This window comes from Halopseudomonas xiamenensis (assembly GCF_014219065.1).
In the GTDB taxonomy this organism is placed as follows: Bacteria; Pseudomonadota; Gammaproteobacteria; order Pseudomonadales; family Pseudomonadaceae; genus Halopseudomonas; species Halopseudomonas xiamenensis.
Genome location: NZ_JACLGO010000001.1, coordinates 205,987 through 228,191 on the forward strand (window position 1 = coordinate 205,987; position 22,205 = coordinate 228,191).

Here is a 22,205-nt window from a genome sequence, read left to right on the forward strand (position 1 = left end):
GTGAGCAAGCGACTGTTCAATTTCTGTGCGGGCCCGGCTGCATTGCCGGAGGCGGTACTGCAAACGGCCCAGGCCGAGCTGCTGGACTGGCAGGGCAAGGGCCTGTCGGTCATGGAAATGAGTCACCGCAGTGACGAGTTCGTCGGTATTGCCGAACAGGCCGAACAGGACCTGCGCGACCTGCTGACCATCCCCTCGGACTACAAGGTGCTGTTCCTGCAGGGCGGCGCCAGCCAGCAGTTCGCCCAGATCCCGCTGAACCTGATGGGCGAAGGCGGCAGCGCCGACTATATCGATACCGGTATCTGGTCGCGCAAGGCCATCGAGGAGGCGTCACGCTACGGCCATGTCAACGTGGCGGCCTCGGGCAAGGCCCGCGACTACTTCGCCATCCCCGGGCAGAACGAGTGGCAGCTGTCCGATGACGCCGCCTATGTGCATTATGCGTCCAACGAAACCATCGGTGGCCTGGAGTTCAGCTGGATTCCCGAGGTCGGTGACAAGCCGCTGGTGGTGGACATGTCTTCGGACATCCTGTCGCGTCCGCTGGATGTGTCGCGCTTCGGCCTGATCTACGCCGGCGCGCAGAAGAACATCGGCCCCAGTGGCCTGGTGGTGGTCATCGTGCGTGAAGATCTGCTGGGCCGGGCACACAGCAAGTGCCCGACCATGCTCGACTACAACGTCGCGGCGCAGAACGGCTCGATGTACAACACCCCGCCGACCTTCGCCTGGTATCTGTCCGGGCTGGTATTCAAGTGGCTCAAGGAGCAGGGTGGGGTCGAGAGCATGGCGCGTCTCAACGATGCCAAGCAGCGCAAGCTGTATGCGGCGATCGACGCCAGCGAGCTGTACAGCAATCCGATCAACATCGCCGACCGCTCGTGGATGAACGTGCCTTTCCGCCTGGCCGATGACCGCCTGGACAAGCCGTTCCTGGCCGGTGCCGAGCAGCGTGGCCTGCTCAACCTGAAAGGCCATCGTTCGGTCGGTGGCATGCGTGCTTCCATCTATAACGCGGTACCGGAAGCGGCGGTGGATGCGCTGGTGGCCTACATGGCCGAATTCGAGAAACAGCACGGTTGATCAGACATGTCAGAAGAAGCCCAACTCAAGGCCCTGCGTAACCGTATCGACTCGATCGACGAGAAGATCCTGGAGCTGATCAGCGAGCGTGCCCGCTGTGCCCAGACGGTCGCCGAGGTCAAGCAGAAGACCCTGGCCGAGGGCGAGCAGCCGGTGTTCTACCGGCCCGAGCGCGAAGCCTGGGTGCTCAAGCACATCATGGAGCAGAACAAGGGGCCGCTGGACAACGAGGAAGTGGCGCGGTTGTTCCGCGAGATCATGTCCGCCTGCCTGGCCCTGGAGGAGCCCCTGCGGGTCGCCTACCTGGGGCCGGAGGGCACCTTCACCCAGGCCGCTGCGCTCAAGCACTTCGGCCACTCGGTCAACAGCGTGCCAATGGCGGCGATCGACGAGATCTTCCGTGAGGTGGCCGCCGGGGCGGTGCATTTCGGCGTGGTTCCGGTGGAGAACTCCACCGAAGGGGCGATAAACCACACGCTGGACAGCTTCCTGGAGCACGACCTGGTGATCTGTGGCGAGGTCGAGTTGCGCATCCACCATCATCTGCTGGTGGGGGAAAACACCCGTACCGACAAGATCTCCCGGGTCTACTCCCATGCCCAGTCGCTGGCCCAGTGCCGCAAGTGGCTGGATGCGCACTATCCGAATATCGAGCGGGTGGCGGTGGCGAGCAACGCCGAGGCGGCGCGGCGGGTCAAGGGTGAGTGGAACTCGGCGGCGATCGCCGGAGACATGGCCTGCGAGCTGTATGGCCTGACCTGCATTGCCGAGAAGATCGAGGACCGCCCGGACAACTCCACGCGGTTCCTGATCATCGGCAACCAGGAAGTGCCGCCGACCAGCGACGACAAGACCTCGGTCATCGTCTCGATGAGCAACCGTCCGGGTGCGCTGCATCACCTGTTGCAGCCGTTCCACGACAACGGTATCGACCTGAGCCGCATCGAAACGCGCCCCTCGCGCAGTGGCAAGTGGACCTATGTGTTCTTCATCGACTTCTTCGGTCACCAGCATGACCCGCTGATCCGGGATGCGCTGGAGAAGATTCGCGAGGAATCCGTGGGGCTGAAGATCCTTGGTTCCTATCCCAAGGCGGTACTTTAACTGTAGCGGCAAGCCGCAAGCGACAGGCTGCAAGCGGTTCGGCAGATGGTCTTGCTGGTGGCTCGCCGCTTGAAGCTTGAGGCTTTGTCATGAGTTGCGATTTTCTGAGCCTGGCGCTGCCGGGTGTGCAAAAGCTGTCCCCCTATGTTCCCGGCAAGCCGGTGGAGGAACTGGCCCGGGAGTTCGGTCTCGAGGCCGCTGAGATCGTCAAGCTGGCCAGCAATGAAAACCCCCTCGGCCCGGCACCCAAGGCGCTCAAGGCGATCCAGCAGGCGTTGCCGGAGCTGACCCGCTACCCCGATGGCAACGGCTTCGTGCTCAAGCAGGCATTGTCCCAGCGCTTCGGCTTCGAGCAGTCGATGATTACCCTGGGCAATGGCTCCAACGACATTCTCGAACTGCTCGGACGGGCCTTCGCCATGCCCGGCACCGAGGTGGTATTCAGCCAGCACGCCTTTGCCGTCTATCCAATCGTCACCCAGGCGGTAGGCGCCACCGCGGTCGAAGTGCCGGCTCGGGACTGGGGTCATGACCTTGCCGCCATGGCCGCTGCCATTACCCCGACCACCCGCCTGGTGTTCATCGCCAACCCCAACAACCCGACCGGTACCTGGTTCGAGCGCGGCGAATTCGAGGCGTTCATGGCGCAGGTGCCCGAGCAGGTGCTGGTGGTGCTGGATGAGGCCTACACCGAATATGTGATGGTCGAGGATGCGCTCAACGGCTTCGACTATATCGACCGTTACCCGAACCTGGTGGTCAGCCGCACCTTCTCCAAGGCCTACGGCTTGGCGGCGCTGCGCGTCGGCTACTGCATCAGTCATCCGCAGGTGGCCGATGTGCTCAACCGGGTGCGCCAACCGTTCAACGTCAACAGCCTGGCGCTGGCCGCCGCGGTGGCCAGCCTGGAGGATGACGTCTACCTGGCGGAAAGCCGGCAGGTCAACCATGAAGGCATGCGCCAGCTGGAGCAGGGCCTGGGCGAGCTGGGCCTGCAGTGGATTCCCTCGCGCGGCAACTTCATCGCCGTGGACCTGGGGCGCGACGCCGGCCCGGTCTATCAGGGGTTGTTGCGTGCCGGCGTCATCGTGCGCCCGGTAGCCGGCTACGGCATGCCCAACCACCTGCGCGTATCGATCGGCCTGCCGCAGGAGAACAAACGTTTCCTCGATGCGCTGGCCGGAGTCCTGGCCGGTGAGTAGACAGGTCACCACATTGTCACCTGCGTCGCCGATAATCGGCCGCGTGACGGTCGTCGGCCTGGGGCTGATCGGCGGCTCCTTCGCCAAGGGGCTACGTCAGTCCGGCCTGTGCCGGGAGGTGGTCGGCTGTGATCCCGATCCGGTAATCCAGCGCCTGGCGGTGTCGCTCGGCGTGGTCGACAGCATGTCCGATGATCTGGCCAGCGCAGTGCAGGGCGCCGAGCTGATCCTGCTGGCGGTACCGGTGCTGGCCATGCAGGGCGTGTTGCGACAGCTGGCGGCGCTGCAGCTGGACCAGGCGGTGATTACCGATACCGGCAGCACCAAGAGTGCCGTGGTTGAGGCGGTACACGAAGCCTACGGCTGCGTGCCGCCGCATTTCGTGCCCGGCCATCCGATCGCCGGTTCCGAGCGCAGTGGGGTGGAAGCGGCCGATGCGGGGCTGTTTCGCCGGCACAAGGTGATCCTCACCCCGCTGGCCGATACCAATCCGGCGGCGCTGGCTCTGGTGCGCCGGGCCTGGCAGGCACTGGGCGCGGATGTCGAGGACATGCCGCTGCAGGACCACGACGAAGTGCTGGCCGCTACCAGCCATCTGCCGCACCTGCTGGCCTTCTCACTGGTGGATACGCTGGCTTCGCGCAGCGAAAACCTGGAGATATTCCGCTATGCTGCCGGTGGTTTTCGAGATTTCACCCGGATCGCTGCCAGCGACCCGGTAATGTGGCGTGATGTGTTCCTGGCCAACCGCGATGCGGTACTGCGCAGCCTGGATACCTTCACCCGTGATTTAAGCCGCTTGCGCGCGGCGGTCGAGGAGGGTGACGCCAATACCCTGCTGGGGGTGTTTACCCGGGCCCGCTCCGCACGCGAGCATTTCAGCAAGATCTTGGCCCGCAGGGCATATATGGAACCCATGCAGACTCAATCTATCAACTTCATTGCCAGCCCCGGGGCCAACGTACAAGGTCGTATCCGTGTTCCGGGCGACAAATCCATTTCCCACCGCTCGATCATGCTCGGCTCCATCGCCGAAGGCGTGACCGAGGTCGAGGGCTTTCTGGAGGGCGAGGACAGCCTGGCCACCCTGCAGGCGTTCCGCGACATGGGCGTGGTCATCGAGGGGCCGCAGCACGGTCGGGTAACCATCAATGGTGTTGGCCTGCACGGCCTGCAGGCTCCTCCCGGACCTATCTATGTCGGCAACTCGGGCACCTCGATGCGCCTTTTGGCTGGCTTGCTGGCCGGGCAGAACTTCTCCACCGAACTGACCGGTGACGCCTCGCTGAGCAAGCGTCCGATGGGGCGGGTAGCCAATCCGCTGCGCGAAATGGGCGCGAGCATCGACACCGCCGACCAGGGGCGTCCGCCGCTGCATATCCACGGCGGGCAAAGCCAGCTCAAGGGCATGGACTATGTCATGCCGATGGCCAGTGCCCAGGTCAAGTCCTGCCTGCTGCTCGCCGGCCTGTACGCTGCCGGCAGCACCTCGGTGACCGAGCCGGCGCCGACCCGGGATCATACCGAGCGCATGCTCAAGGGCTTCGGTTATCCGGTCAAGGTCGAGGGTGCCAGGGTCACCATCGAGCCGGGCCACAAGCTGACCGGTTGCAAGATCGATGTGCCGGCGGACATCTCCTCGGCCGCCTTCTTCATGGTCGCCGCCAGCATCGCCGAAGGCTCGGACCTGACCCTGGAACACGTGGGTATCAACCCGACCCGGGTCGGCGTGATCAACATCCTGCGTGCCATGGGCGCCGACATCACCCTGGGCAATGAGCGTGAAGTGGGTGGTGAGCCGGTGGCCGATATCCGCGTGCGCTACGCCGGTCTCAAGGGCATCGAGATCCCGCTGGACCAGGTGCCACTGGCGATCGACGAGTTCCCGGCCCTGTTCATCGCTGCCGCCTGCGCCGAAGGGCGTACCGTACTGCGTGGTGCAGAGGAACTGCGGGTCAAGGAGTCCGACCGCATTCAGGTCATGGCCGATGGGCTGCAGACCTTGGGTATCAAGGCTGACCCGACCCCCGACGGTGTCATCATCGAAGGTGGCGAGATGGGCGGCGGCACCATCGACAGCCATATGGATCACCGTATCGCCATGTCCTTTGCCATTGCCTCGCTGCGCGCCACCGGCCAGATCCGCATCACCGATTGTATTCATGTCGGCACCTCGTTCCCCGGGTTCATCGACCTGGCGAAGTCGGTGGGTATCGTGATCCGCCAGGAGGAAAACGCGTGAGTCAGCAAGCGGCACCGGTCATCACCATCGACGGCCCGGGCGGTTCCGGCAAGGGCACCCTGGCGGGCATGCTGGCCGCGCGGTTGGGCTGGCATCTGCTCGATTCCGGCGCACTGTACCGGCTGTTGGCCTTCGCTGCGCGCAACCACGGCGCCGACCTGACCAACGAGGAAATCCTCACCAGCCTGGCCGCGCACCTGGACGTGCAGTTCATCGTTGACCAGGACGGCGGCGAGCAGCGCATCATCCTCGAAGGCGAGGACGTCACCCGCGGCATCCGTACCGAAGCAACCGGCGCTGGCGCTTCCCAGGTGGCGGCGCTGCCGGCCGTTCGTCAGGCGCTGCTGGCGCGCCAGCAGGCGTTTCGTGAGGCCCCCGGGCTGGTAGCCGACGGTCGCGACATGGGCACTGTGGTGTTTCCCGATGCCCAGCTGAAGATATTCCTTACCGCCAGTGCGGAAATCCGCGCCGAACGGCGCTACCGGCAGTTGCTCGAAAAGGGCGAAACTGCTAGTCTTGCGGGTCTTCTCGATGAAATCAATGCCAGGGACGAAAGGGACATGAACCGCAGCATCGCGCCATTACGGCCTGCTGAGGACGCCATCCTGATCGATTCCTCGCACATGAGCATCGAAAGTGTACTTGAAACAGTGCAGACGGAAGCGCGCAAGCGCAACCTGCTGGGCTGATCAGGGAGTCCTTTGCCGGGTAACCAGCACCACCGGCAAAGGTGTCAATATCATCAACCCACGCAAGCTGGTGGCGTGGCGGGCAAGTCGGCTGCAGGGCCCGCGTTGAGCGGCCGGGCGGTTACTGCCTTATTACACTTTTACAGGAATCCAAATGAGCGAAAGCTTTGCCGAACTTTTTGAAGAAAGCCTGAAAACCCTTGATATGGAGCCGGGCTCCATCATCACCGGTATCGTTGTGGACATCGACTCCGACTGGGTCACCGTTCACGCCGGCCTGAAATCCGAGGGTGTCATTCCGCGCGAGCAGTTCCTGAACGATCAGGGCGAACTGACCATCAGCGTGGGTGATGAGGTACACGTTGCACTGGACGCCGTCGAAGACGGTTTCGGTGAAACCAAACTGTCCCGTGAGAAGGCCAAGCGCGCCGAATCCTGGAAAGTCCTCGAAGCAGCTTTCGCCGCAGAAGAAATCGTCAAGGGTGTCATCAACGGCAAGGTCAAGGGTGGCTTTACCGTCGACGTCAACACCATCCGTGCGTTCCTGCCGGGTTCCCTGGTCGATGTCCGCCCGGTTCGCGACACCGCGCACCTGGAAGGCAAGGAACTGGAATTCAAGGTCATCAAGCTGGACCAGAAGCGCAACAACGTTGTCGTTTCCCGCCGTGCCGTGCTCGAAGCCGAGAACAGCGCCGAGCGCGAAGCCCTGCTGGAAACCCTGCAGGAAGGCCAGGTTGTCAAAGGTATCGTCAAGAACCTCACCGACTACGGTGCGTTCGTTGACCTGGGCGGCGTAGACGGCCTGCTGCACATCACCGACATGGCCTGGAAGCGCATCAAGCATCCGTCCGAGATCGTCAACGTTGGTGACGAGATCGACGTCAAGGTGCTGAAGTTCGACCGCGAGCGCAACCGCGTTTCCCTGGGTCTGAAGCAGCTGGGCGAAGATCCATGGGTTGCCATCACCGGTCGCTACCCGGAAGGCACCCGCGTCAACGCCAAGGTCACCAATCTCACAGACTACGGCTGCTTCGCCGAGCTGGAAGAGGGCGTCGAAGGCCTGGTTCACGTCTCCGAAATGGACTGGACCAACAAGAACATCCATCCTTCCAAGGTCGTTCAGGTTGGCGACGAAGTGGAAGTCATGGTGCTGGACATCGACGAAGACCGTCGTCGTATCTCCCTGGGCATCAAGCAGTGCAAGATGAACCCGTGGGAAGAGTTCTCCAGCAAGTTCAACAAGGGCGACAAGATCTCCGGCTCCATCAAGTCGATCACCGACTTCGGTATCTTCATCGGTCTGGACGGCGGCATCGACGGTCTGGTTCACCTGTCGGACATCTCCTGGAACGAAGTCGGCGAAGAAGCCGTACGTCGCTTCAAGAAGGGTGACGAGCTGGAAACCGTTATCCTGTCCGTTGACCCCGAGCGCGAGCGCATCTCCCTGGGTATCAAGCAACTGGAAGACGATCCGTTCTCCAACTTCGTATCCCTGAACGAGAAAGGCGCCATCGTTACCGGTACCGTCAAGGAAGTTGACGCCAAGGGCGCGGTAATCACCCTGGGTGACGACATCGAAGGCACCCTGAAAGCCTCCGAAATCAGCCGCGACCGCGTTGAAGACGCACGCAACGCGCTGAACGTCGGCGACGAAGTCGAAGCCAAGATCATCAGCGTTGACCGCAAGAGCCGTGTCATCAGTCTGTCGATCAAGGCCAAGGACGTCGAAGACGAGAAAGAAGCCATTCAGGACCTGCGCAAGCAGGAAATGCTGTCCGCTGGCCCGACCACCATTGGTGATCTGATCAAGCAGCAGATGGAAAACAAGGGCAACTGATCAATAGTGCCTGCGTGATCCAATGAAAAAGGGCGACTTCGGTCGCCCTTTTTTGTGGTCTGCCATCCCTGGCGACCACCCTTCGGGCCGTCACTGCGTGACGTCAAAAATGGCTCCCGGCCATTTTTTGTGGCCGCAGTGCTGGCCCGGCGTAGCGCAGGCGCGCTACACCCCCAGGAGCGCGGTGCGTGTTTCGGGTTGTCGAGCCCCTGCTCGACGACAGCGGGCGGCCAGCCAGCCCCGTGCCACCCTGCAAGCCCGTCCGGCGTAGCGCGGGCGCGCTACACCCCCAGGAGCGCGCTGCGTATCTCGGGTTGTCGAGCGCCCGCTCGACGACAGCGGACAATCAGCCAGCCCCGTGCCACCCTGCAAGCCCGTCCGGCGTAGCGTAGGCGCGCTCCACTCCAGGAGCGTGGTGCGTGTCTCGGGTTGTCGAGCCCCTGCTCGACGACAGCGGACGACCAGCCAGATTCATACTTCCCTTCAAGTCCGCTCGACGTAGCGCAGGCGCGCTACACCCCAGTATCCGGCAACGCGATGGCCGGAAATCCCAAATTGTGGCTCAGGTCGCGGAATGGAATGCCGAGCATCAGTAGAGTGTTCAACCACTGCATGGATATGGAGGAGGGGGACATGCCACGGAGTGATTATCCAAGCCCCGCCTGGAAAGGCTGGTACTACTCCGGCTCCGCTCCGCACCGGGATGTACCGGCCGTTTATCAATTCATCACCTTCCGCCTGGCTGACTCTCTACCGCAATCCCTGTTGAGACAATTGCTCAAGGAAGATCGATCGATGCCGGCTATGCAGCAGGACGGGTTCAGGAGGCGCTCCATCGAAGGGTGGCTCGACGCCGGGTTGGGCTGCTGCGCCCTGGCTCATCCGGAGCTGGCCGCGGTGGTGCGGGAGGCGCTTTTCCATCATGACGGCCGTCGCTATAGGCTCATCGCCTGGTGCATCATGCCGAACCATGTGCATGTGCTGATCGAGCCGCAATATTCGCTGCCGCGCATAGTCCAGACCTGGAAATCCATGACCACGCGGTGGATGCTGTTGCATAACGCAAGGCTCGGGCTGGGTGTGCCCGGGCGCACTCTCTGGATGCGGGATTATTGGGACAGGTTCATACGCGATGAGCAGCATCTCACGACGGCTGTTCATTACATTCATCAGAATCCGGTGAAGGCGGGATTATGTGCTTCGCCAGAGCAGTGGCGCTGGTCAAGCACCTATCGTGCTGAAGGGTAATGGCAGGAGCCCGGAGTACCGCTGCACCTCGAGTTCGGGTTGTCGAGCGGGCAACCAGTCATACCCGTGCTTGCCTTCAAGCCCGCCCGGCGTAGCGCAGGCGCGCTACACCCCGGGTGCGGATGTTCCGAGCTTTGGGTTGTCGAGCGCCCGCTCGACGACAGCGGACGACCAGCCCCTGCTTCCCTTCAGGCCCGCTCGGCGTAGCGCAGGCGCGCTACACCCCCAGGTGCGAGTATCCCGGGTCTTGGGTTGTCGAACGCCTCGGGCCGCGATTGGACCGGGTCACGTTGACTGGGCCGCGATCGGACTCGACGACAGTGGTGCGAGCCTCGTGCGTTCCGGTTGACAGGCCTTGGCTTGCTTCACCATCGCCAGTGGAGCAGGGCGCTGACCTACGCATCGCATATCAGGCTGTTCAAATTCCGTCAAGCATGGTAAAACCAATTAAAACGGATCCTAGTCGATTGAATAAAAAGGGAAAATCATGACCAAGTCTGAGTTGATCGAACGCATAGTCGAGCAACAGGGCCAGTTATCAGCCAAGGATGTCGAACTGGCCATCAAGGCCATGCTGGAACACATGTCGATGGCGCTTGCCACGGGGGAGCGCATTGAGATACGGGGGTTTGGCAGTTTTTCACTGCACTACCGGGCGCCGCGTATTGGCCGCAATCCCAAGACCGGCGATTCGGTCGCGCTGGAAGGCAAGTACGTGCCGCATTTCAAACCCGGCAAGGAACTGCGTGACCGGGTCAACGAGTCGCTTGAAACCACCTGACTCGGTATAACTGGGCGTCAGGCTGCGCTATACTGCCCTCCTGCTTAACGGATGGGAGTGGTGTGGCATGCAATGGCTCAAGCGCGCGGTGCTGATCATCGTTCTGTTACTGGTGGCACTGGCGACCATGGATTTCATGCTGGAGAACCAGCAGAATATCGCCTTGCAGTTTCTCGAAGTATCCTCTCCCGAACTTCCCGTTTCCCTGTTCGTCGTCATCGCCTTCATTCTCGGCAGTCTGCTGGGCATCTTCATCGGCTGGCTGATCACTACCCGCCTGCGCCTGCGCCTGATGGTGCAGACCAATGAGCTGAACCGCTATCGCAAGGAAGTCGACAAGCTGCGTACCCAGGCTGTCAAAGGCTGATCATCATGCAGGAACTGCTGTTCCTCGGGCTGTTCATGGGGGCGCTTGGGATTGGCTGGTTTCTTGGGCGCCGTGAGGCGATCAAGGTCGGTGTGATGCTGGCGCCCCATGGCAGTGCCATCGACAAGCAATACTTCATCGGCCTCAACTACCTGCTCAACGAGCAGCCGGACGAGGCGATCGAAACCTTCATCCGTGCCCTGGAAGTCAACCCCGAGACCGTGGAAACCCATATCGCCATCGGCAAGCTGTTCTGCCAGCGTGGCGATGTCGAGCGGGCGATCAAGGTGCATCAGAACCTGCTGGCCAGGCCCAACCTCACTGCCTTGCAGGCCGACCGTGTGCAGTTCGAGCTGGCCCGGGACTATCTGGCGGTGGGGCTGCACCATCGGGCCGAGCGATTGCTCGACGAACTGGTGGACTCGGACTCGAGCCTGCGTGCCGAGGCGCTGGCTGACCTGGTGCGCATCCACGAGCGCGAGCGGGACTGGCAGCAGGCGGTGGATGTCGGACGGCGATTGGTCAAGGAGCGCGACGCTTTCGCCGTGACCCTGGCCCACTACCATTGCGAGCTGGCCCGGGAAGCGCTGGCACGCAAGGAACAGCAGCAGGCCCGGCGCCACCTGCTCGACGCGCTGGCTACCCAGCGGGAAAACGTGCGCGCCATGCTGATGCTGGCCGAGCTGGAGTTGGCCCAGGGGCGTGAGCGGGAAGTGCTCAAGTGGTTGCGACGGCTGGCCGCCCACGATCCGGATTTCGTGCCCCAGGCGTTGCCGCTGCTGCACCGGTTGGCCGATGCCGGTTCGCTGGATCTGCTGGCATATCTGGACGGGGTACTGGAAAATAACCAGCCGCCGATGATGGCGACGGTGCTGGCCCGGGCCGATGAGCTGAACAAGCGCAGTGGCCTGAATGCGGCGAGCAAATACGTGCTTGTCCATTTGCAGCAGCAGCCGTCGCTGAGCGGGCTGCTGTACCTGATCGACCTGCACAAGGACAGTGTCGAGCCGCGCGGACATGCCAACCTGATGATCCTGCGCGGGATTGTCGAGGCCTTGCTGATCGACAAGCACAAGTATCGTTGCCAGGTCTGCGGCTTCTCCGGCAAGCAGCTGCACTGGCAATGCCCGACCTGCCACGGCTGGTCGACGATACGACCTTTGAAAGGGCGGGAGCTGGCTGCGGCCAGTCCGTCGCTGCGACCCATTTGATACAGGAAAGAGAAATGCCCTGCCAAACCCCGATAATTGTTGCTCTGGATTTCCCTGACATGGCCGCGGCGCTGGCCATGGCTGATCGCCTTGATCCGGCGCAGTGCCGCGTCAAGGTCGGCAAGGAGCTGTTCACCGCAACCGGTCCGGCTGTGGTCGAGGCCCTCCAGGACAAGGGTTTCGAGGTCTTTCTGGATCTCAAGTTCCACGACATCCCCAACACCGCGGCGCATGCGGTGCAGGCTGCCGCCGAGCTGGGGGTATGGATGGTCAACGTGCATGCCAGTGGTGGTCGGCGCATGATGGAAGCCTGTCGCGAGATACTCGAGCGCCGCGCCGGTACGCGCCCGCTGCTGACCGCGGTTACCGTGCTGACCAGCCTGGAGCAGGAAGACCTGCAGGAAGTCGGCATCGATATCGAGCCGATGGTGCAGGTGCAGCGCCTGGCGCGGCTGACCCAGGACTGCGGCCTGGATGGCGTGGTCTGTTCGGCGCGCGAAGCCAAGGCACTGCGTGGGGCCCTTGGCGAGGAGTTCAGGCTGGTGACCCCGGGTATCCGTCCGGAGGAAGCCAGTGCCGATGACCAGAAGCGCATCGTCACTCCACGCCAGGCCATGGACAATGGCAGCAGCTATCTGGTGATGGGTCGCCCGATCACCGGCGCTGCCGACCCAGCCCAGGCATTGCGCGCCGTTCTCGACAGCCTGCAGAGCTGAATATCAGGACTCGGGGCGAGTCCACAGCCAGAGCGCAACGCAGGGCAGGAACAGGCTGAGAAACACACGCAGCAGCATCGGTGCCGGCAGCAGCCAGATCATCAGGATACTGCTGGCCATCAAGGCGCTGGCCAGCCACTTGGCGCGACGTGGGACGGCGCGGTGCTCGCGCCAGTCGCGGATCATCGGACCATAGTGCGGGTGCCGCAGCAGGCGTTGCTCCAGCTCCGGCCAGCCGCGTGCGCCAGCCCAGGCGGCCAGCAGCAGAAAGGGCGTGGTCGGCAGTCCCGGCAGCAGCACACCGAGGGCGCCGAGGGCCACGGCGACCGAGGCGATGCTGCGCCATACCCACTTCATCAGCATGTTCGTTTTCAGGGGGTATCGCTGGCGATGATGCCAGCCTTGTACTCGGGACTCTGCTGGCCGCCGGCGAACTCGTCGAGCAGGTTGCGGATACTGGGAATGCTGATATGCCGGGCCCGGCTGTCGATCAGCCCACGCTCGCGCAGATTGGCGATGGCCCGCGAGAAGGTTTCCGGCTTGATCGACAGGCGTGCGGCGATCAGGCTCTTGGGTAGCACCAGTTCGATTTCAGCACTGTCGGTCGCACGGTCGCGCACCTGACCGACCAGATACAGTGCCAAGCGCTGGGTGGCATTCTGCAGGGTCAGGTTCTCCAGCTCATCCAGGCGTTGGTGCAGGCGCACGCTCATGTGCCCGAGCAGATTCAGGCAGGTCTGCGGATTCTGCTCCAGGTGCCGCAGCATCAGGCGGTTGGAAAAGCCGACCAGCCTGACTGGCTCCAGCGCCTCGGCGCACACCGGGAACACCGATTTCTGCATGAACATGACCGCCTCGGCAAAGGTATTGCCGGCGGTAATGATCTCCACCACCTTCTCCTTGCCATCGGCCGAGATGCGATACAGCTTTACCTTGCCGCTTTGCACCAGATAGAAACGCTCAGCGGGATCGCCCTGGCGCTGGATCAGAGCCTGGGGCGCATATTCGCGTACCTGCGCATCGGCCAGCAGTTCTTCCTGGGCGGCCTGGTGAAAATGAGAAAACAGCGGATGACGAAGAATCATCTGCCGTTGTTCCTGGGTCGAGATCATGGCTTGTCTGCTCTTTATTCACTTGCTTGCAGAGTAAGCATTTACGCTGCTGCATGCCATACCCAAGGTACTAATTATGCTGTCTTCGGGCCACATGGACTCGTCGTCAGGCGCAACAGCTCCGGCGAGCACGATCCGGAGTCTTCTTGATATGCGTCAAAGTGGCGCGGTAGGGAAGCGCGTAGTCTCGCCAGCATCAGCACGATATGCACCGGAGCACCTATCCATGTCCGATCCAGTCGAGTGGGACGCGGGCCTGATCCGCCGTTACGATAAGCCAGGACCGCGCTACACTTCCTACCCCACGCTTGCCCAGTACCAGGATGGTATCCTGCCGGGCGATCTGTTTGCCGCATTGCATGAAAGCGGCAGAAAAGGGCGGCCCTTGTCGCTGTATGTGCACATCCCGTTCTGCGCCAACATCTGCTATTACTGCTCCTGCACCAAGGTCATCACCAAGGACCGCAGTCGCGCCCAACCCTACCTGCAGGCACTGTACCGGGAAATCGATCTGATCAGCCCACATCTGGGCGGCATGCAGCAGGTGGAGCGGCTGCACCTGGGTGGGGGCACGCCGACCTTCCTCGGGCATGACGACCTGCGCGGGCTGATGGGCAGGCTGCGTGAACGCTTCAATCTGCATGAGGACGATACTGCCGACCACAGCATCGAAATCGACCCGCGGGAGGCCGACTGGTCGACGTTGGGGTTGCTGCGCGAGCTGGGCTTCAATCGGGTCAGCTTCGGCGTCCAGGATCTGGACGTGGAGGTGCAGCGGGCAGTCAACCGTCTGCAAAGCCTGGAGCAGACCCAGGCGGTGATGGACGCGGCGCGAGCACTGGCCTACCGCTCGGTCAATATCGATCTCATCTACGGCCTGCCCCGGCAGACAGTGGAGTCCTTCGCCCGCACCGTGGAGACCATCATCGAGCTGAAGCCGGACCGGCTGACCCTGTACAACTACGCTCACCTGCCGGACCTGTTCCTGCCCCAGCGCCGGATCGATATGGCCGAGCTGCCGAGTACCGATGCCCGCCTGCAGATCTGCGGCAACAGCGTGGCCCGGCTGCAGCAGGCCGGCTACCGCTATATCGGCATGGGCCAGTTCGCCTTGCCCGATGACAGCCTGAGCAACGCCCAGGAGACCGGCGAGTTGAGCCGCAGCTTCCAGGGCTATGTCGCCGGCGTCGAATGTGACCTGATCGGCCTGGGTGTTTCCGCCATCAGCCAGGTGGGTGATCTCTATTGTCGCAACAGCAGTGATCTCAAGCAGTATCAGCAAAGCCTGGAGGAAGGCCGCCTGGCACTGCGTCAGGGCTTGAAGTGCAGTGCCGACGACCGGCTGCGGCGGGTGGTGATCAGCCAGTTGATGTGTCATTTCCGGCTGCGCTACGCGGATATCGAGCAACGCTTCAATATCGACTTCGCCACCTATTTCACCGATTGCCTGGGTACGCTGCGGCAGATGCACGAGGATGGACTGATTCGCCTGAGCATTTCCGGTATCGAAGTGCTGCCGGCCGGCCGACCGCTGGTGGCGCGCATCTGCATGGTGTTCGATGCGTACCAGTACGCCACCGACAGCACGCGTTACGCCCAGATCGTCTGACATTTGCAAAGGTAATCGCATCAAGGGCAAGGGTAAGGCTTTCAACACGCTACCTTCAAACACCGTCATCCTTCCCATGCGCGGTCATCCTTCCCACGCCCGGTCATCCTTCCCATACCCCGTCATCCTTCGCGCAGGCGAAGGATCCACCGGCCACTTTGAGTCAATCGGCACCATGCAATGCGGCAGCATTGTTCGCCCCATGCGTTTACAATCCTCTGTCCATGGCATCGCGCGCAACGCGCGGTACCGGACAGATTCGCATGGGGGAAATACATGCCGCGCTTTCTGCATACCGCCGACTGGCAGATCGGTCGCCAGTACGACCGCTTCGGCCCGGAGGACGGGCCGGCCCTGGCCCAGGCCCGGCTGGGCACTGTCGAGCGCATCGCCGCCCTGGCAACCGAACTGGCGGTGGATGCGGTGCTGGTTGCCGGTGACGTATTCGACGCCCAGACCATTTCCGATCGCACACTGCGCCGTCTGTTCCTCGCTACCCAGGGCTATGCCGGGCCCTGGATCATGCTCCCCGGTAACCATGATGCCGCCCTGGCGGAAAGCATCTGGAGTCGCGCCCAGCGGCTCAACGCGGTGCCCGGCAACGTCCACCTGGCATTGACCCCGGAGGTGATGCCGTTCGCCGAACTGGGCTTCGCCATCCTGCCGGCGCCGTTGACCCAGCGCCAGAGCTTCGATGACCTGAGCGCCTGGTTCGACCATGCGCAGACCCCGCCGGGCCTACTGCGTATCGGCCTGGCCCACGGCAGTGTGCAGGGCATTCTCGCTGAGGATATCGACTCGCCCAACCCGATCGACCCGCAGCGTGCAGAACGTGCCCGGCTCGACTACCTGGCCCTCGGCGACTGGCATGGCTGCCGGCGGATCGACGACCGTACCTGGTACAGCGGTACGCCGGAGCAGGACAGGTTCAAGAGCAATGGCGCCGGACAGGTACTGGATGTGCGCCTCGAAGCGCCTGGTGACGCACCGCAGGTGACGCCCATCGCCATCGGCGAGTTCACCTGGCTGCAGTGGCAGCGGCGCTTGCAGGTGGCCTCGGACCTGGATGCGCTGATCGAGGAGCTGGATCAGGTCGAGCGCAGCAGCGTCATCAGCCTGACCCTGGAAGGGGAGCTGGATCTGGCCGGAGAACAGCGGTTGCAGCTCGCCCTCGGCCGCGCCGAAGCGCAGCACCGGGTACTGGAATGTGATCTGGACGGGCTGCGGCTGTTGCCCACCGAGGCGGATATCGCTGCGCTGCAGGCCGATGGCTATCTGGACGAGGTGATCGGCCAGTTGCGTGACATGCAGCAGGCGGATGAGCCGGAACTCGCCCGGGAAGCGCTCGGCATCCTCGCGGGCCTGCTGCGTGAACGGCAGGCGGGGGGAACCACGGCATGAAGCTCGAACAATTGCGCGTCAGCCAGTTCCGGCAGTTTCGCGAGCCGCTGGTCATCGACGGCTTCGACCCCGGATTGAACCTGATCTGCGGCCCCAACGAGTCCGGCAAGAGCACCCTGGTGCGCGCCATCCGCGCGGCCTTTTTCGAGCGGCACAGTTCCGGCACGCTCACCGACCTGCGACCCTGGGGAGATTCCGCTGCGGCGCCGGAGGTGGAGTTGCAGTTCAGTCACGGCGACCGGCAGTGGCAGTTGAGCAAGCGCTTTCTGCAGCGCAAGCGCTGCGACCTCAGCGTCGACGGCCAGCGCTTCAATGGCGACGAAGCGGAGGAACAGCTCGCCGCCATGCTCGGCTTCAATGTGGCTAACCGGGGCGCCAGCAAGGCCGAGCACTGGGGCATACCGGGGCTGCTGTGGATCGAGCAGGGCATGGGCCAGGAACTGGGCGAGGCGGTCAGTCATGCCGGTGACCATCTGAAAGCGGTGTTGGGCGCCAGTCTGGGGGAAGTCACCAGCAGCGGTGGCGACGAGATCACCAGGCAGGTTCGCCTCCAGCTCGACGAGTTGCTCACCGGCACCGGCAAGCCCCGTGGTGACTACAAGGCCAGTGGCGAACGGATCGCGGCGCTGGATGAGCAACTGCAGGCGCTCGACCAGCGGATTGTCGCCTATCGCCAGCAGGTCGATCGGCTGGGTGAGCTGCGTCAGCAGCAGGCCCGGGATGAGGCCGACAAGCCCTGGGAGGCGCTGCGGGTGCAGCAGCAGGAGGCCGAGCGCAAGTACGCCGAGGTCCAGCGTCAGGCCGAAGAACAGCAGCGCGATCTGCAGGCGCTGGAGCGGGTGCGCAGCCACCGGCAGATAGTGCTGGAGCAGTTGCGCAGCCAGGAGGAACAGGCTAGCGAACTGCAGCAGCGCCAGGGCAAGCGCCAGCAGTTGCAGCAGCAGCTCGAGCAGCTCGTCGGGCAGCAGGCGGAACTGCTGGCGGCGCGAGATGCTGCACAGGCAGCCTACCAGCAGACCCAGCAGCAGGAGCGCCAGGCTCGACAACAGGCCCGCTACCAGACGCTTGAGCGGGAGCGGCAGCAACTGCTGAAACAGCAGCAGCAACTGCAGCTCAGCCTGGGACAGGCGCGTCAGTTGCAGAACGAACTGGTCGCCCAGCAGCAGGCATTGGCCGCCGTCCGCATCGACGACAGACAGCTGGCGCAGCTGGAGCAGGTGCACAACCAGCTGCGGGAGCTGGATATTCGCCAGCAGAGCAGCGCCACCCGGTTGCGTTATGAACTGCTGCCCGGCCAGCAGATCAACCTGGACCAGCAGCAGCTCAGCGGCAGCGATGACCTGCTGCTGCTGCAGGAAACCCAACTGGATATCGCCGGTCTCGGCAAACTGATCATCACCCCCGGCGGCCAGGACCTGGCCAGACTGGCCCGCGACAGCGAACGCGCCCGGGAGCAATGGCAGGCCCTGTGCGAGGAACTGGGCGTCAGTTCGCTGGACCAGGCGCGGCAACAGCTGCAGCAGGCCAAGGCGCAGAGCGCCGCCATCCAGGCCAACCGCAAGCTGCTGCTCAGCCACGCGCCGGCCGGTATCGAGGTGCTGGAGCAGGAACTGGCCGGTGCGGCTGCGCGCCTGGCCGAGCTGGACCAGGCGCTGGCCGGTCTGGAGCCGCAGTTGGGACAGGCGCCGGTCGATACCGCGGCGGTCGACACCGCGGTGGTGGGCACTGAGGCCGTTGATACAGCCTCGGTTGAGCGAGCATTGCAGCAGGCTGCCGAGAAACTACAGCAGAGCGAAGCCGCCAGCAGCCGTCACAACGAGCAGCTTATCGGCCTGCGCCAGAGCCTGGCCAGCGCCGAGGAAGAGTGCCGCCTGCTGCAGGCACGCCTGGATGATCCGCAGCGCCAGCAGCAACAGCACAAGCTCAACGACAACCTGCTGACCCTGCGCGCGGAAGAGGCGCGGCTGCAGCAACGCAGCGACCAGCGTGCCGCACGTATCGCCAGTGCCAGGCCGGATATCCTCGAACAGGACATCCAGCGCTACCGCAGCAGCGCCGCCCAGCTGGAGCACGGCTTCAACCAGCGCCGCGACGAACTGATCGCCCTGCAGGCGCGGTTGCAGGGGGAGGGCGCTGACGGGCTGGAGGAGCAACGCGCCTCGCTGGCCACCGAACTGGAAAGCGAGCAACGCCGCTACCGCCAGCTCGACCGTCGTGCCCGGGCGTTGACGCTGCTGCACGAACTGCTCAGCGAGAAACGCCAACAGCTGACCCGACGCTTGCAGGCACCGCTGCAGAAACACCTGGATCACTACCTGCAACTGCTGTTTCCCCAGGCGACTCTGGAGGTCGACGAGAACCTGATGCCCGGCCGGTTACTACGCCAGGGCCAGGACGCCGGCGAATTCGATGCCCTGAGTTTCGGAGCCCGGGAGCAGATGGGACTGATCAGCCGGCTGGCCTATGCCGACCTGCTGCGCGAGGCGGGCCGCCCGACCCTGATCATCCTCGACGATGCCCTGGTGCACAGCGATCAACCGCGGCTGGGGCAGATGAAACGCATCCTGTTCGACGCTGCCCAGCGGCACCAGGTGCTGCTGTTCAGTTGTCATCCGGACAAATGGCGGGACATGGGTGTGCCGGTGCGGGAGCTGGAGAGCCTGAAGGTGCAGTGATTCACAAACTCCGCGCTTTACGGGTTGTCGAGCCCCTGCTCGACGACGGCGGATCACCAGCAACACCAATGCTATCTGCCAGCCCGCAGGCGTAGCGCCCGAACGCGGACCGGGGCGCTACACCCCCAGGGGAGGCGCAGCCCGGGTGTCGGGTTGTTGAGCACCTCGGGCCGCGATCGGCTCGACGACAGCGGACCGCCAGTAACACCAATGCCGCATGCCAACCCACGGGCGTAGCGCCTGAACGCGGACCGGGGGGGTACATCCCTATTGAGGGCGCCGGCGCAGTCCCTGTTCGATAAAGCTGCATAACAGCCTGTATAATTTCACCTTTTCCGCCGCTCAACGGCGGCTATGGCACACAGACAAGGTACAGGTTTTCATATGCACCCGAGAATCAAGATTGGCATCGCAGGCTACGGCAACCTGGGCAGAGGCGTGGAAATGGCCATCGCCCAGAGCCCGGACATGGAGCTGGTCGGGGTCTTCACCCGGCGCAACCCGGCCGATGTGCAACTGCTCGACAGCAGCGTTGCAGTTCATCCCCAGGCCGATATCGAACAGTTCCGTGACCAGATCGACGTGCTGATCCTCTGTGGTGGCTCGAAGAACGACCTGCCGGAGCAGGCCCCGGCCCTGGCGGCGCTGTTCAATACTGTCGACAGCTTCGACACTCATGCGACCATTCCCGAATACCACGAAGCGGTGGACCGCGCGGCCAGACCGGCTGGCAAGACCGCACTGATCTCGGTCGGATGGGACCCGGGGCTGTTTTCGCTCAACCGCCTGTACGGCGAAGCCATCCTGCCGGTCGGCAGCACCTACACCTTCTGGGGCAAGGGTCTGAGCCAGGGGCATTCCGATGCTGTGCGCCGTGTGCCGGGCGTCAAGGCCGGGGTGCAGTACACCATTCCGGCGGACGCTGCCATCGAGCGGGTACGCAATGGTGAGCTGCCGGAGCTGAGCACCCGGGAAAAGCACAAGCGCGAATGCTACGTGGTGCTGGCCGAAGGTGCCGACGCGGCAGAGGTGGAGCAGAGTATCGTCAGCATGCCGCACTACTTCGCCGAGTACGACACCAGCGTGACCTTCATCAGCGAGGAAGAACTCAAGCGCGACCATGCTGCGATGCCCCACGGCGGTATTGTCATGCGCAGCGGCACCTCCGCTGCCGGCACCACCCAGGTGGTGGAGTACACCCTCAAACTGGGCAGCAACCCCGAATTCACCGCCGCTGTGCTGGTGGCCTATGCACGTGCGACATATCGCCTGAATCGCAGTGGTGTGGTCGGTGCGCAGACCGTGCTGGATGTGGCACCCGGATTGCTGTCGCCGAAGTCGCCGGCGGATTTGCGTAGGGAGTTGTTGTAGGGCTGGGTGTTTTGTCTGGCGGGGAGCTGGTTACATGTGCTTCCTGCTTCCTGCTTCCTGCTTCCTGCTTTCCCCCCTCTCCCCCGGCCCCTCTCCCGCGAGGGGCGAGGGGTGACTCGCGCTTGGCATACCGTGTGCTTCCTGCTCGAACCGGTGCTGGGCTGCGCCTTGAGTGTTGACTTACCTTCAGTGTAAACATTTTGGTTGCGACTCACTCACTCTGCGCGCTTTGTAGTGGTATCGGCAACAACCGCATTACTGCAGAACAAACTCGCAACCTCAGACGCGAGTCACCCCTCGCCCCTTGCGGGAGAGGGGCCGGGGGAGAGGGGGAGCCAACCCCAACCCAACCCTCACCCCTGCCGCCCGTCCGGTCTCGGCGCCAGCAGGATCGGTGCGTAATGCCACACGAACAACCCGAACGCCACCGCCCAGCACAAGCTGGCCAGCCAGAAGCCGGTCAGTGGCATGGGAATAGTCAGCCATACGCGCAGCGGTACCGCCAGGTTGATCAGGATGAACGCCACACTCATGGCCGCGGCCGGTTGCAGAGGGCGGCCGGTGTGGCCCAGGCTGACGCGGGAGATCATGGCCAGGATCATGCCGCTCATGCCGCCGATAACCAGCAGGTGGATGGCCTGGCTAAAGCCGAGTAGCCAGCCGCCGTGCCACAGTGCCATGGCGATCATCGCCAGCGCCAGCCAGGCGTAGGACAGATGCAGGGACCAGAGCAGCGGTACGGTCCAGATGCGCGGGTGGTGCCAGCGCAGCAGGCGTACGATATGCCCCAGGCCCAGCAGCAGATAGATAGGTGCCTGCCATAGCGACGGTCGCAGGCCGATACCGCTGAGCATCAGCAGGGCGACGAAGATGCTGCCGGCCATGAGCAGGTTGTCCAGGCGGGGTATTGCCTGCACCTGTTCGTTCAGGCCCAGGCCGCGCTGGGTAAAGAATGGAATCACCCGACCGCCGATCAACCCCATCAGTCCGGCGATCAACCACAGTGCGGCGACCGCGCCATGGCGCTGCAGGGCGAAATCATCCTGGGCCAGGCCGAGCAGGGCCAGCAGGTTGCACAGGGTCAGGAGCAGCAGCATGACCACGATCGGATAGTTGCGTGCCTGGCGGGCCAGCCATAGCGAGCGACCGATGGCCAGGGCTACCAGCGGCAGGAACAGCAGGTCGACCGGAAACAACAGCCAGAGCGGGGCGTTGAACAGCCACAGCAGGCGCCCGGCCAACCACAGTGCAGCCAGCAGCAGCACCGGCATGCCGGTCAGGGCCGGCACGCCGGTCCAGGCCTGGATGGCGGTCAGCAGGAAGCCGGCGACGATGGCGATACCGAAGCCGAAGATCATTTCATGCCGATGCCAGGTCAGCCAGCCACCGGCCGGAGTCAGGTCGACATGGCCGAACAGCGCGGCAATCCACAGCGGCACGGCAAGCACGGCGAACAGGCTGCCTGCCAGGAACATCGGGCGAAAGCCCAGGGCAAACAGCACGGGTAAGGCGGTACGACGGTCCTGCATGAAAATCTCCTGATTGCTTGATATG

General features: G+C 63.5%; 18 protein-coding genes. 15 read left to right on the forward strand and 3 right to left on the reverse strand.

Annotated features, from left to right (window positions below):
• The 11 genes from serC to pyrF all read left to right on the forward strand — a co-directional run bounded on the left by serC (position 1) and on the right by pyrF (position 12,483).
• The gene (gene serC / locus H6X51_RS01035; RefSeq protein ID WP_185265654.1) at positions 1-1,086 is read left to right on the forward strand and encodes a 3-phosphoserine/phosphohydroxythreonine transaminase; all 1,086 of its coding nucleotides are present in this window, start codon (positions 1-3) and stop codon (positions 1,084-1,086) included.
• A 6-nt stretch (positions 1,087-1,092) separates the two neighbouring features.
• A complete protein-coding gene (gene pheA, locus H6X51_RS01040; protein WP_185265655.1) occupies positions 1,093-2,190 on the forward strand; it encodes a prephenate dehydratase in 1,098 nt (365 codons plus the stop codon).
• 89 nt (positions 2,191-2,279) lie between these two features.
• Complete coding sequence (hisC, locus tag H6X51_RS01045) at positions 2,280-3,392, forward strand: histidinol-phosphate transaminase (RefSeq protein WP_185265656.1); 1,113 nt, start codon at positions 2,280-2,282, stop codon at positions 3,390-3,392.
• A 31-nt stretch (positions 3,393-3,423) separates the two neighbouring features.
• Complete coding sequence (locus H6X51_RS01050; RefSeq protein ID WP_328795600.1) at positions 3,424-5,634, forward strand: bifunctional prephenate dehydrogenase/3-phosphoshikimate 1-carboxyvinyltransferase; 2,211 nt, start codon at positions 3,424-3,426, stop codon at positions 5,632-5,634.
• Positions 5,631-6,323, forward strand: coding sequence for a (d)CMP kinase (gene cmk, locus H6X51_RS01055; protein ID WP_185265658.1), 693 nt, complete (start codon positions 5,631-5,633; stop codon positions 6,321-6,323). The genes H6X51_RS01050 and cmk overlap by 4 nt, the downstream gene beginning before the upstream one ends.
• Before the next feature lie 154 nt (positions 6,324-6,477).
• Positions 6,478-8,160, forward strand: coding sequence for a 30S ribosomal protein S1 (gene rpsA / locus H6X51_RS01060; protein WP_185265659.1), 1,683 nt, complete (start codon positions 6,478-6,480; stop codon positions 8,158-8,160).
• Between the two features lie 633 nt (positions 8,161-8,793).
• Positions 8,794-9,408: an REP-associated tyrosine transposase gene (locus H6X51_RS01065; RefSeq protein ID WP_221627146.1), complete on the forward strand. Its 615-nt coding sequence runs from the start codon at positions 8,794-8,796 to the stop codon at positions 9,406-9,408.
• Positions 9,409-9,895: 487 nt separating this feature from the next.
• Positions 9,896-10,189 carry an integration host factor subunit beta gene (ihfB, locus tag H6X51_RS01070; protein ID WP_185265660.1) on the forward strand — a complete coding sequence of 98 codons (294 nt, stop codon included), beginning with the start codon at positions 9,896-9,898 and terminating at the stop codon, positions 10,187-10,189.
• Positions 10,190-10,256: 67 nt separating this feature from the next.
• A complete protein-coding gene (locus H6X51_RS01075) occupies positions 10,257-10,556 on the forward strand; it encodes a LapA family protein (protein ID WP_185265661.1) in 300 nt (99 codons plus the stop codon).
• Between the two features lie 5 nt (positions 10,557-10,561).
• On the forward strand, positions 10,562-11,767 hold the full coding sequence (lapB, locus tag H6X51_RS01080) for a lipopolysaccharide assembly protein LapB (protein ID WP_185265662.1): 1,206 nt from the start codon (positions 10,562-10,564) through the stop codon (positions 11,765-11,767).
• 14 nt (positions 11,768-11,781) lie between these two features.
• Positions 11,782-12,483: an orotidine-5'-phosphate decarboxylase gene (pyrF, locus tag H6X51_RS01085; protein WP_185265663.1), complete on the forward strand. Its 702-nt coding sequence runs from the start codon at positions 11,782-11,784 to the stop codon at positions 12,481-12,483.
• A 3-nt stretch (positions 12,484-12,486) separates the two neighbouring features.
• Here pyrF and H6X51_RS01090 read toward each other — a convergent pair whose 3' ends face one another.
• Together H6X51_RS01090 and H6X51_RS01095 are read right to left on the reverse strand one after the other, a co-directional pair.
• On the reverse strand, positions 12,487-12,840 hold the full coding sequence (locus tag H6X51_RS01090) for a YbaN family protein (protein ID WP_185265664.1): 354 nt from the start codon (positions 12,838-12,840) through the stop codon (positions 12,487-12,489).
• Positions 12,841-12,854: 14 nt separating this feature from the next.
• A complete protein-coding gene (locus H6X51_RS01095; protein WP_185265665.1) occupies positions 12,855-13,595 on the reverse strand; it encodes a Crp/Fnr family transcriptional regulator in 741 nt (246 codons plus the stop codon).
• 226 nt (positions 13,596-13,821) lie between these two features.
• Here H6X51_RS01095 and hemN point away from each other — a divergent pair, with 226 nt between their 5' ends.
• The 4 genes from hemN (at position 13,822) to H6X51_RS01115 (ending at position 20,651) form a co-directional block, all read left to right on the forward strand.
• Positions 13,822-15,204, forward strand: coding sequence for an oxygen-independent coproporphyrinogen III oxidase (gene hemN, locus H6X51_RS01100; protein WP_185265666.1), 1,383 nt, complete (start codon positions 13,822-13,824; stop codon positions 15,202-15,204).
• A gap of 276 nt (positions 15,205-15,480) precedes the next feature.
• Positions 15,481-16,605 (forward strand): metallophosphoesterase family protein, encoded by a 1,125-nt coding sequence (locus tag H6X51_RS01105; RefSeq protein WP_185265667.1) that lies wholly within the window; start codon positions 15,481-15,483, stop codon positions 16,603-16,605.
• Positions 16,602-19,280 (forward strand): AAA family ATPase, encoded by a 2,679-nt coding sequence (locus H6X51_RS01110; protein ID WP_185265668.1) that lies wholly within the window; start codon positions 16,602-16,604, stop codon positions 19,278-19,280. Before H6X51_RS01105 ends, H6X51_RS01110 begins: the two co-directional genes overlap by 4 nt.
• 384 nt (positions 19,281-19,664) lie before the next feature.
• A complete protein-coding gene (locus H6X51_RS01115) occupies positions 19,665-20,651 on the forward strand; it encodes a diaminopimelate dehydrogenase (protein ID WP_185265669.1) in 987 nt (328 codons plus the stop codon).
• Positions 20,652-21,004: 353 nt separating this feature from the next.
• On the opposite strand, the gene H6X51_RS01120 is transcribed toward H6X51_RS01115, so the two are convergent.
• Complete coding sequence (locus tag H6X51_RS01120) at positions 21,005-22,180, reverse strand: NnrS family protein (protein WP_185265670.1); 1,176 nt, start codon at positions 22,178-22,180, stop codon at positions 21,005-21,007.
• Positions 22,181-22,205: the final 25 nt, after the last annotated feature.

Bases quoted from the DNA above. Each gene is read 5' to 3' on its own strand.
- pheA (WP_185265655.1), top strand. From the start codon at position 1,093: ATGTCAGAAGAAGCCCAACTCAAGGCCCTGCGTAACCGTATCGACTCG.
- H6X51_RS01120 (WP_185265670.1), bottom strand. From the start codon at position 22,180: ATGCAGGACCGTCGTACCGCCTTACCCGTGCTGTTTGCCCTGGGCTTT.
- hemN (WP_185265666.1), top strand. From the start codon at position 13,822: ATGTCCGATCCAGTCGAGTGGGACGCGGGCCTGATCCGCCGTTACGAT.
- hisC (WP_185265656.1), top strand. From the start codon at position 2,280: ATGAGTTGCGATTTTCTGAGCCTGGCGCTGCCGGGTGTGCAAAAGCTG.
- lapB (WP_185265662.1), top strand. From the start codon at position 10,562: ATGCAGGAACTGCTGTTCCTCGGGCTGTTCATGGGGGCGCTTGGGATT.
- H6X51_RS01110 (WP_185265668.1), top strand. From the start codon at position 16,602: ATGAAGCTCGAACAATTGCGCGTCAGCCAGTTCCGGCAGTTTCGCGAG.
- H6X51_RS01065 (WP_221627146.1), top strand. From the start codon at position 8,794: ATGCCACGGAGTGATTATCCAAGCCCCGCCTGGAAAGGCTGGTACTAC.
- pyrF (WP_185265663.1), top strand. From the start codon at position 11,782: ATGCCCTGCCAAACCCCGATAATTGTTGCTCTGGATTTCCCTGACATG.
- rpsA (WP_185265659.1), top strand. From the start codon at position 6,478: ATGAGCGAAAGCTTTGCCGAACTTTTTGAAGAAAGCCTGAAAACCCTT.
- H6X51_RS01095 (WP_185265665.1), bottom strand. From the start codon at position 13,595: ATGATCTCGACCCAGGAACAACGGCAGATGATTCTTCGTCATCCGCTG.
- H6X51_RS01090 (WP_185265664.1), bottom strand. From the start codon at position 12,840: ATGAAGTGGGTATGGCGCAGCATCGCCTCGGTCGCCGTGGCCCTCGGC.
- H6X51_RS01115 (WP_185265669.1), top strand. From the start codon at position 19,665: ATGCACCCGAGAATCAAGATTGGCATCGCAGGCTACGGCAACCTGGGC.
- ihfB (WP_185265660.1), top strand. From the start codon at position 9,896: ATGACCAAGTCTGAGTTGATCGAACGCATAGTCGAGCAACAGGGCCAG.
- H6X51_RS01105 (WP_185265667.1), top strand. From the start codon at position 15,481: ATGCCGCGCTTTCTGCATACCGCCGACTGGCAGATCGGTCGCCAGTAC.
- H6X51_RS01075 (WP_185265661.1), top strand. From the start codon at position 10,257: ATGCAATGGCTCAAGCGCGCGGTGCTGATCATCGTTCTGTTACTGGTG.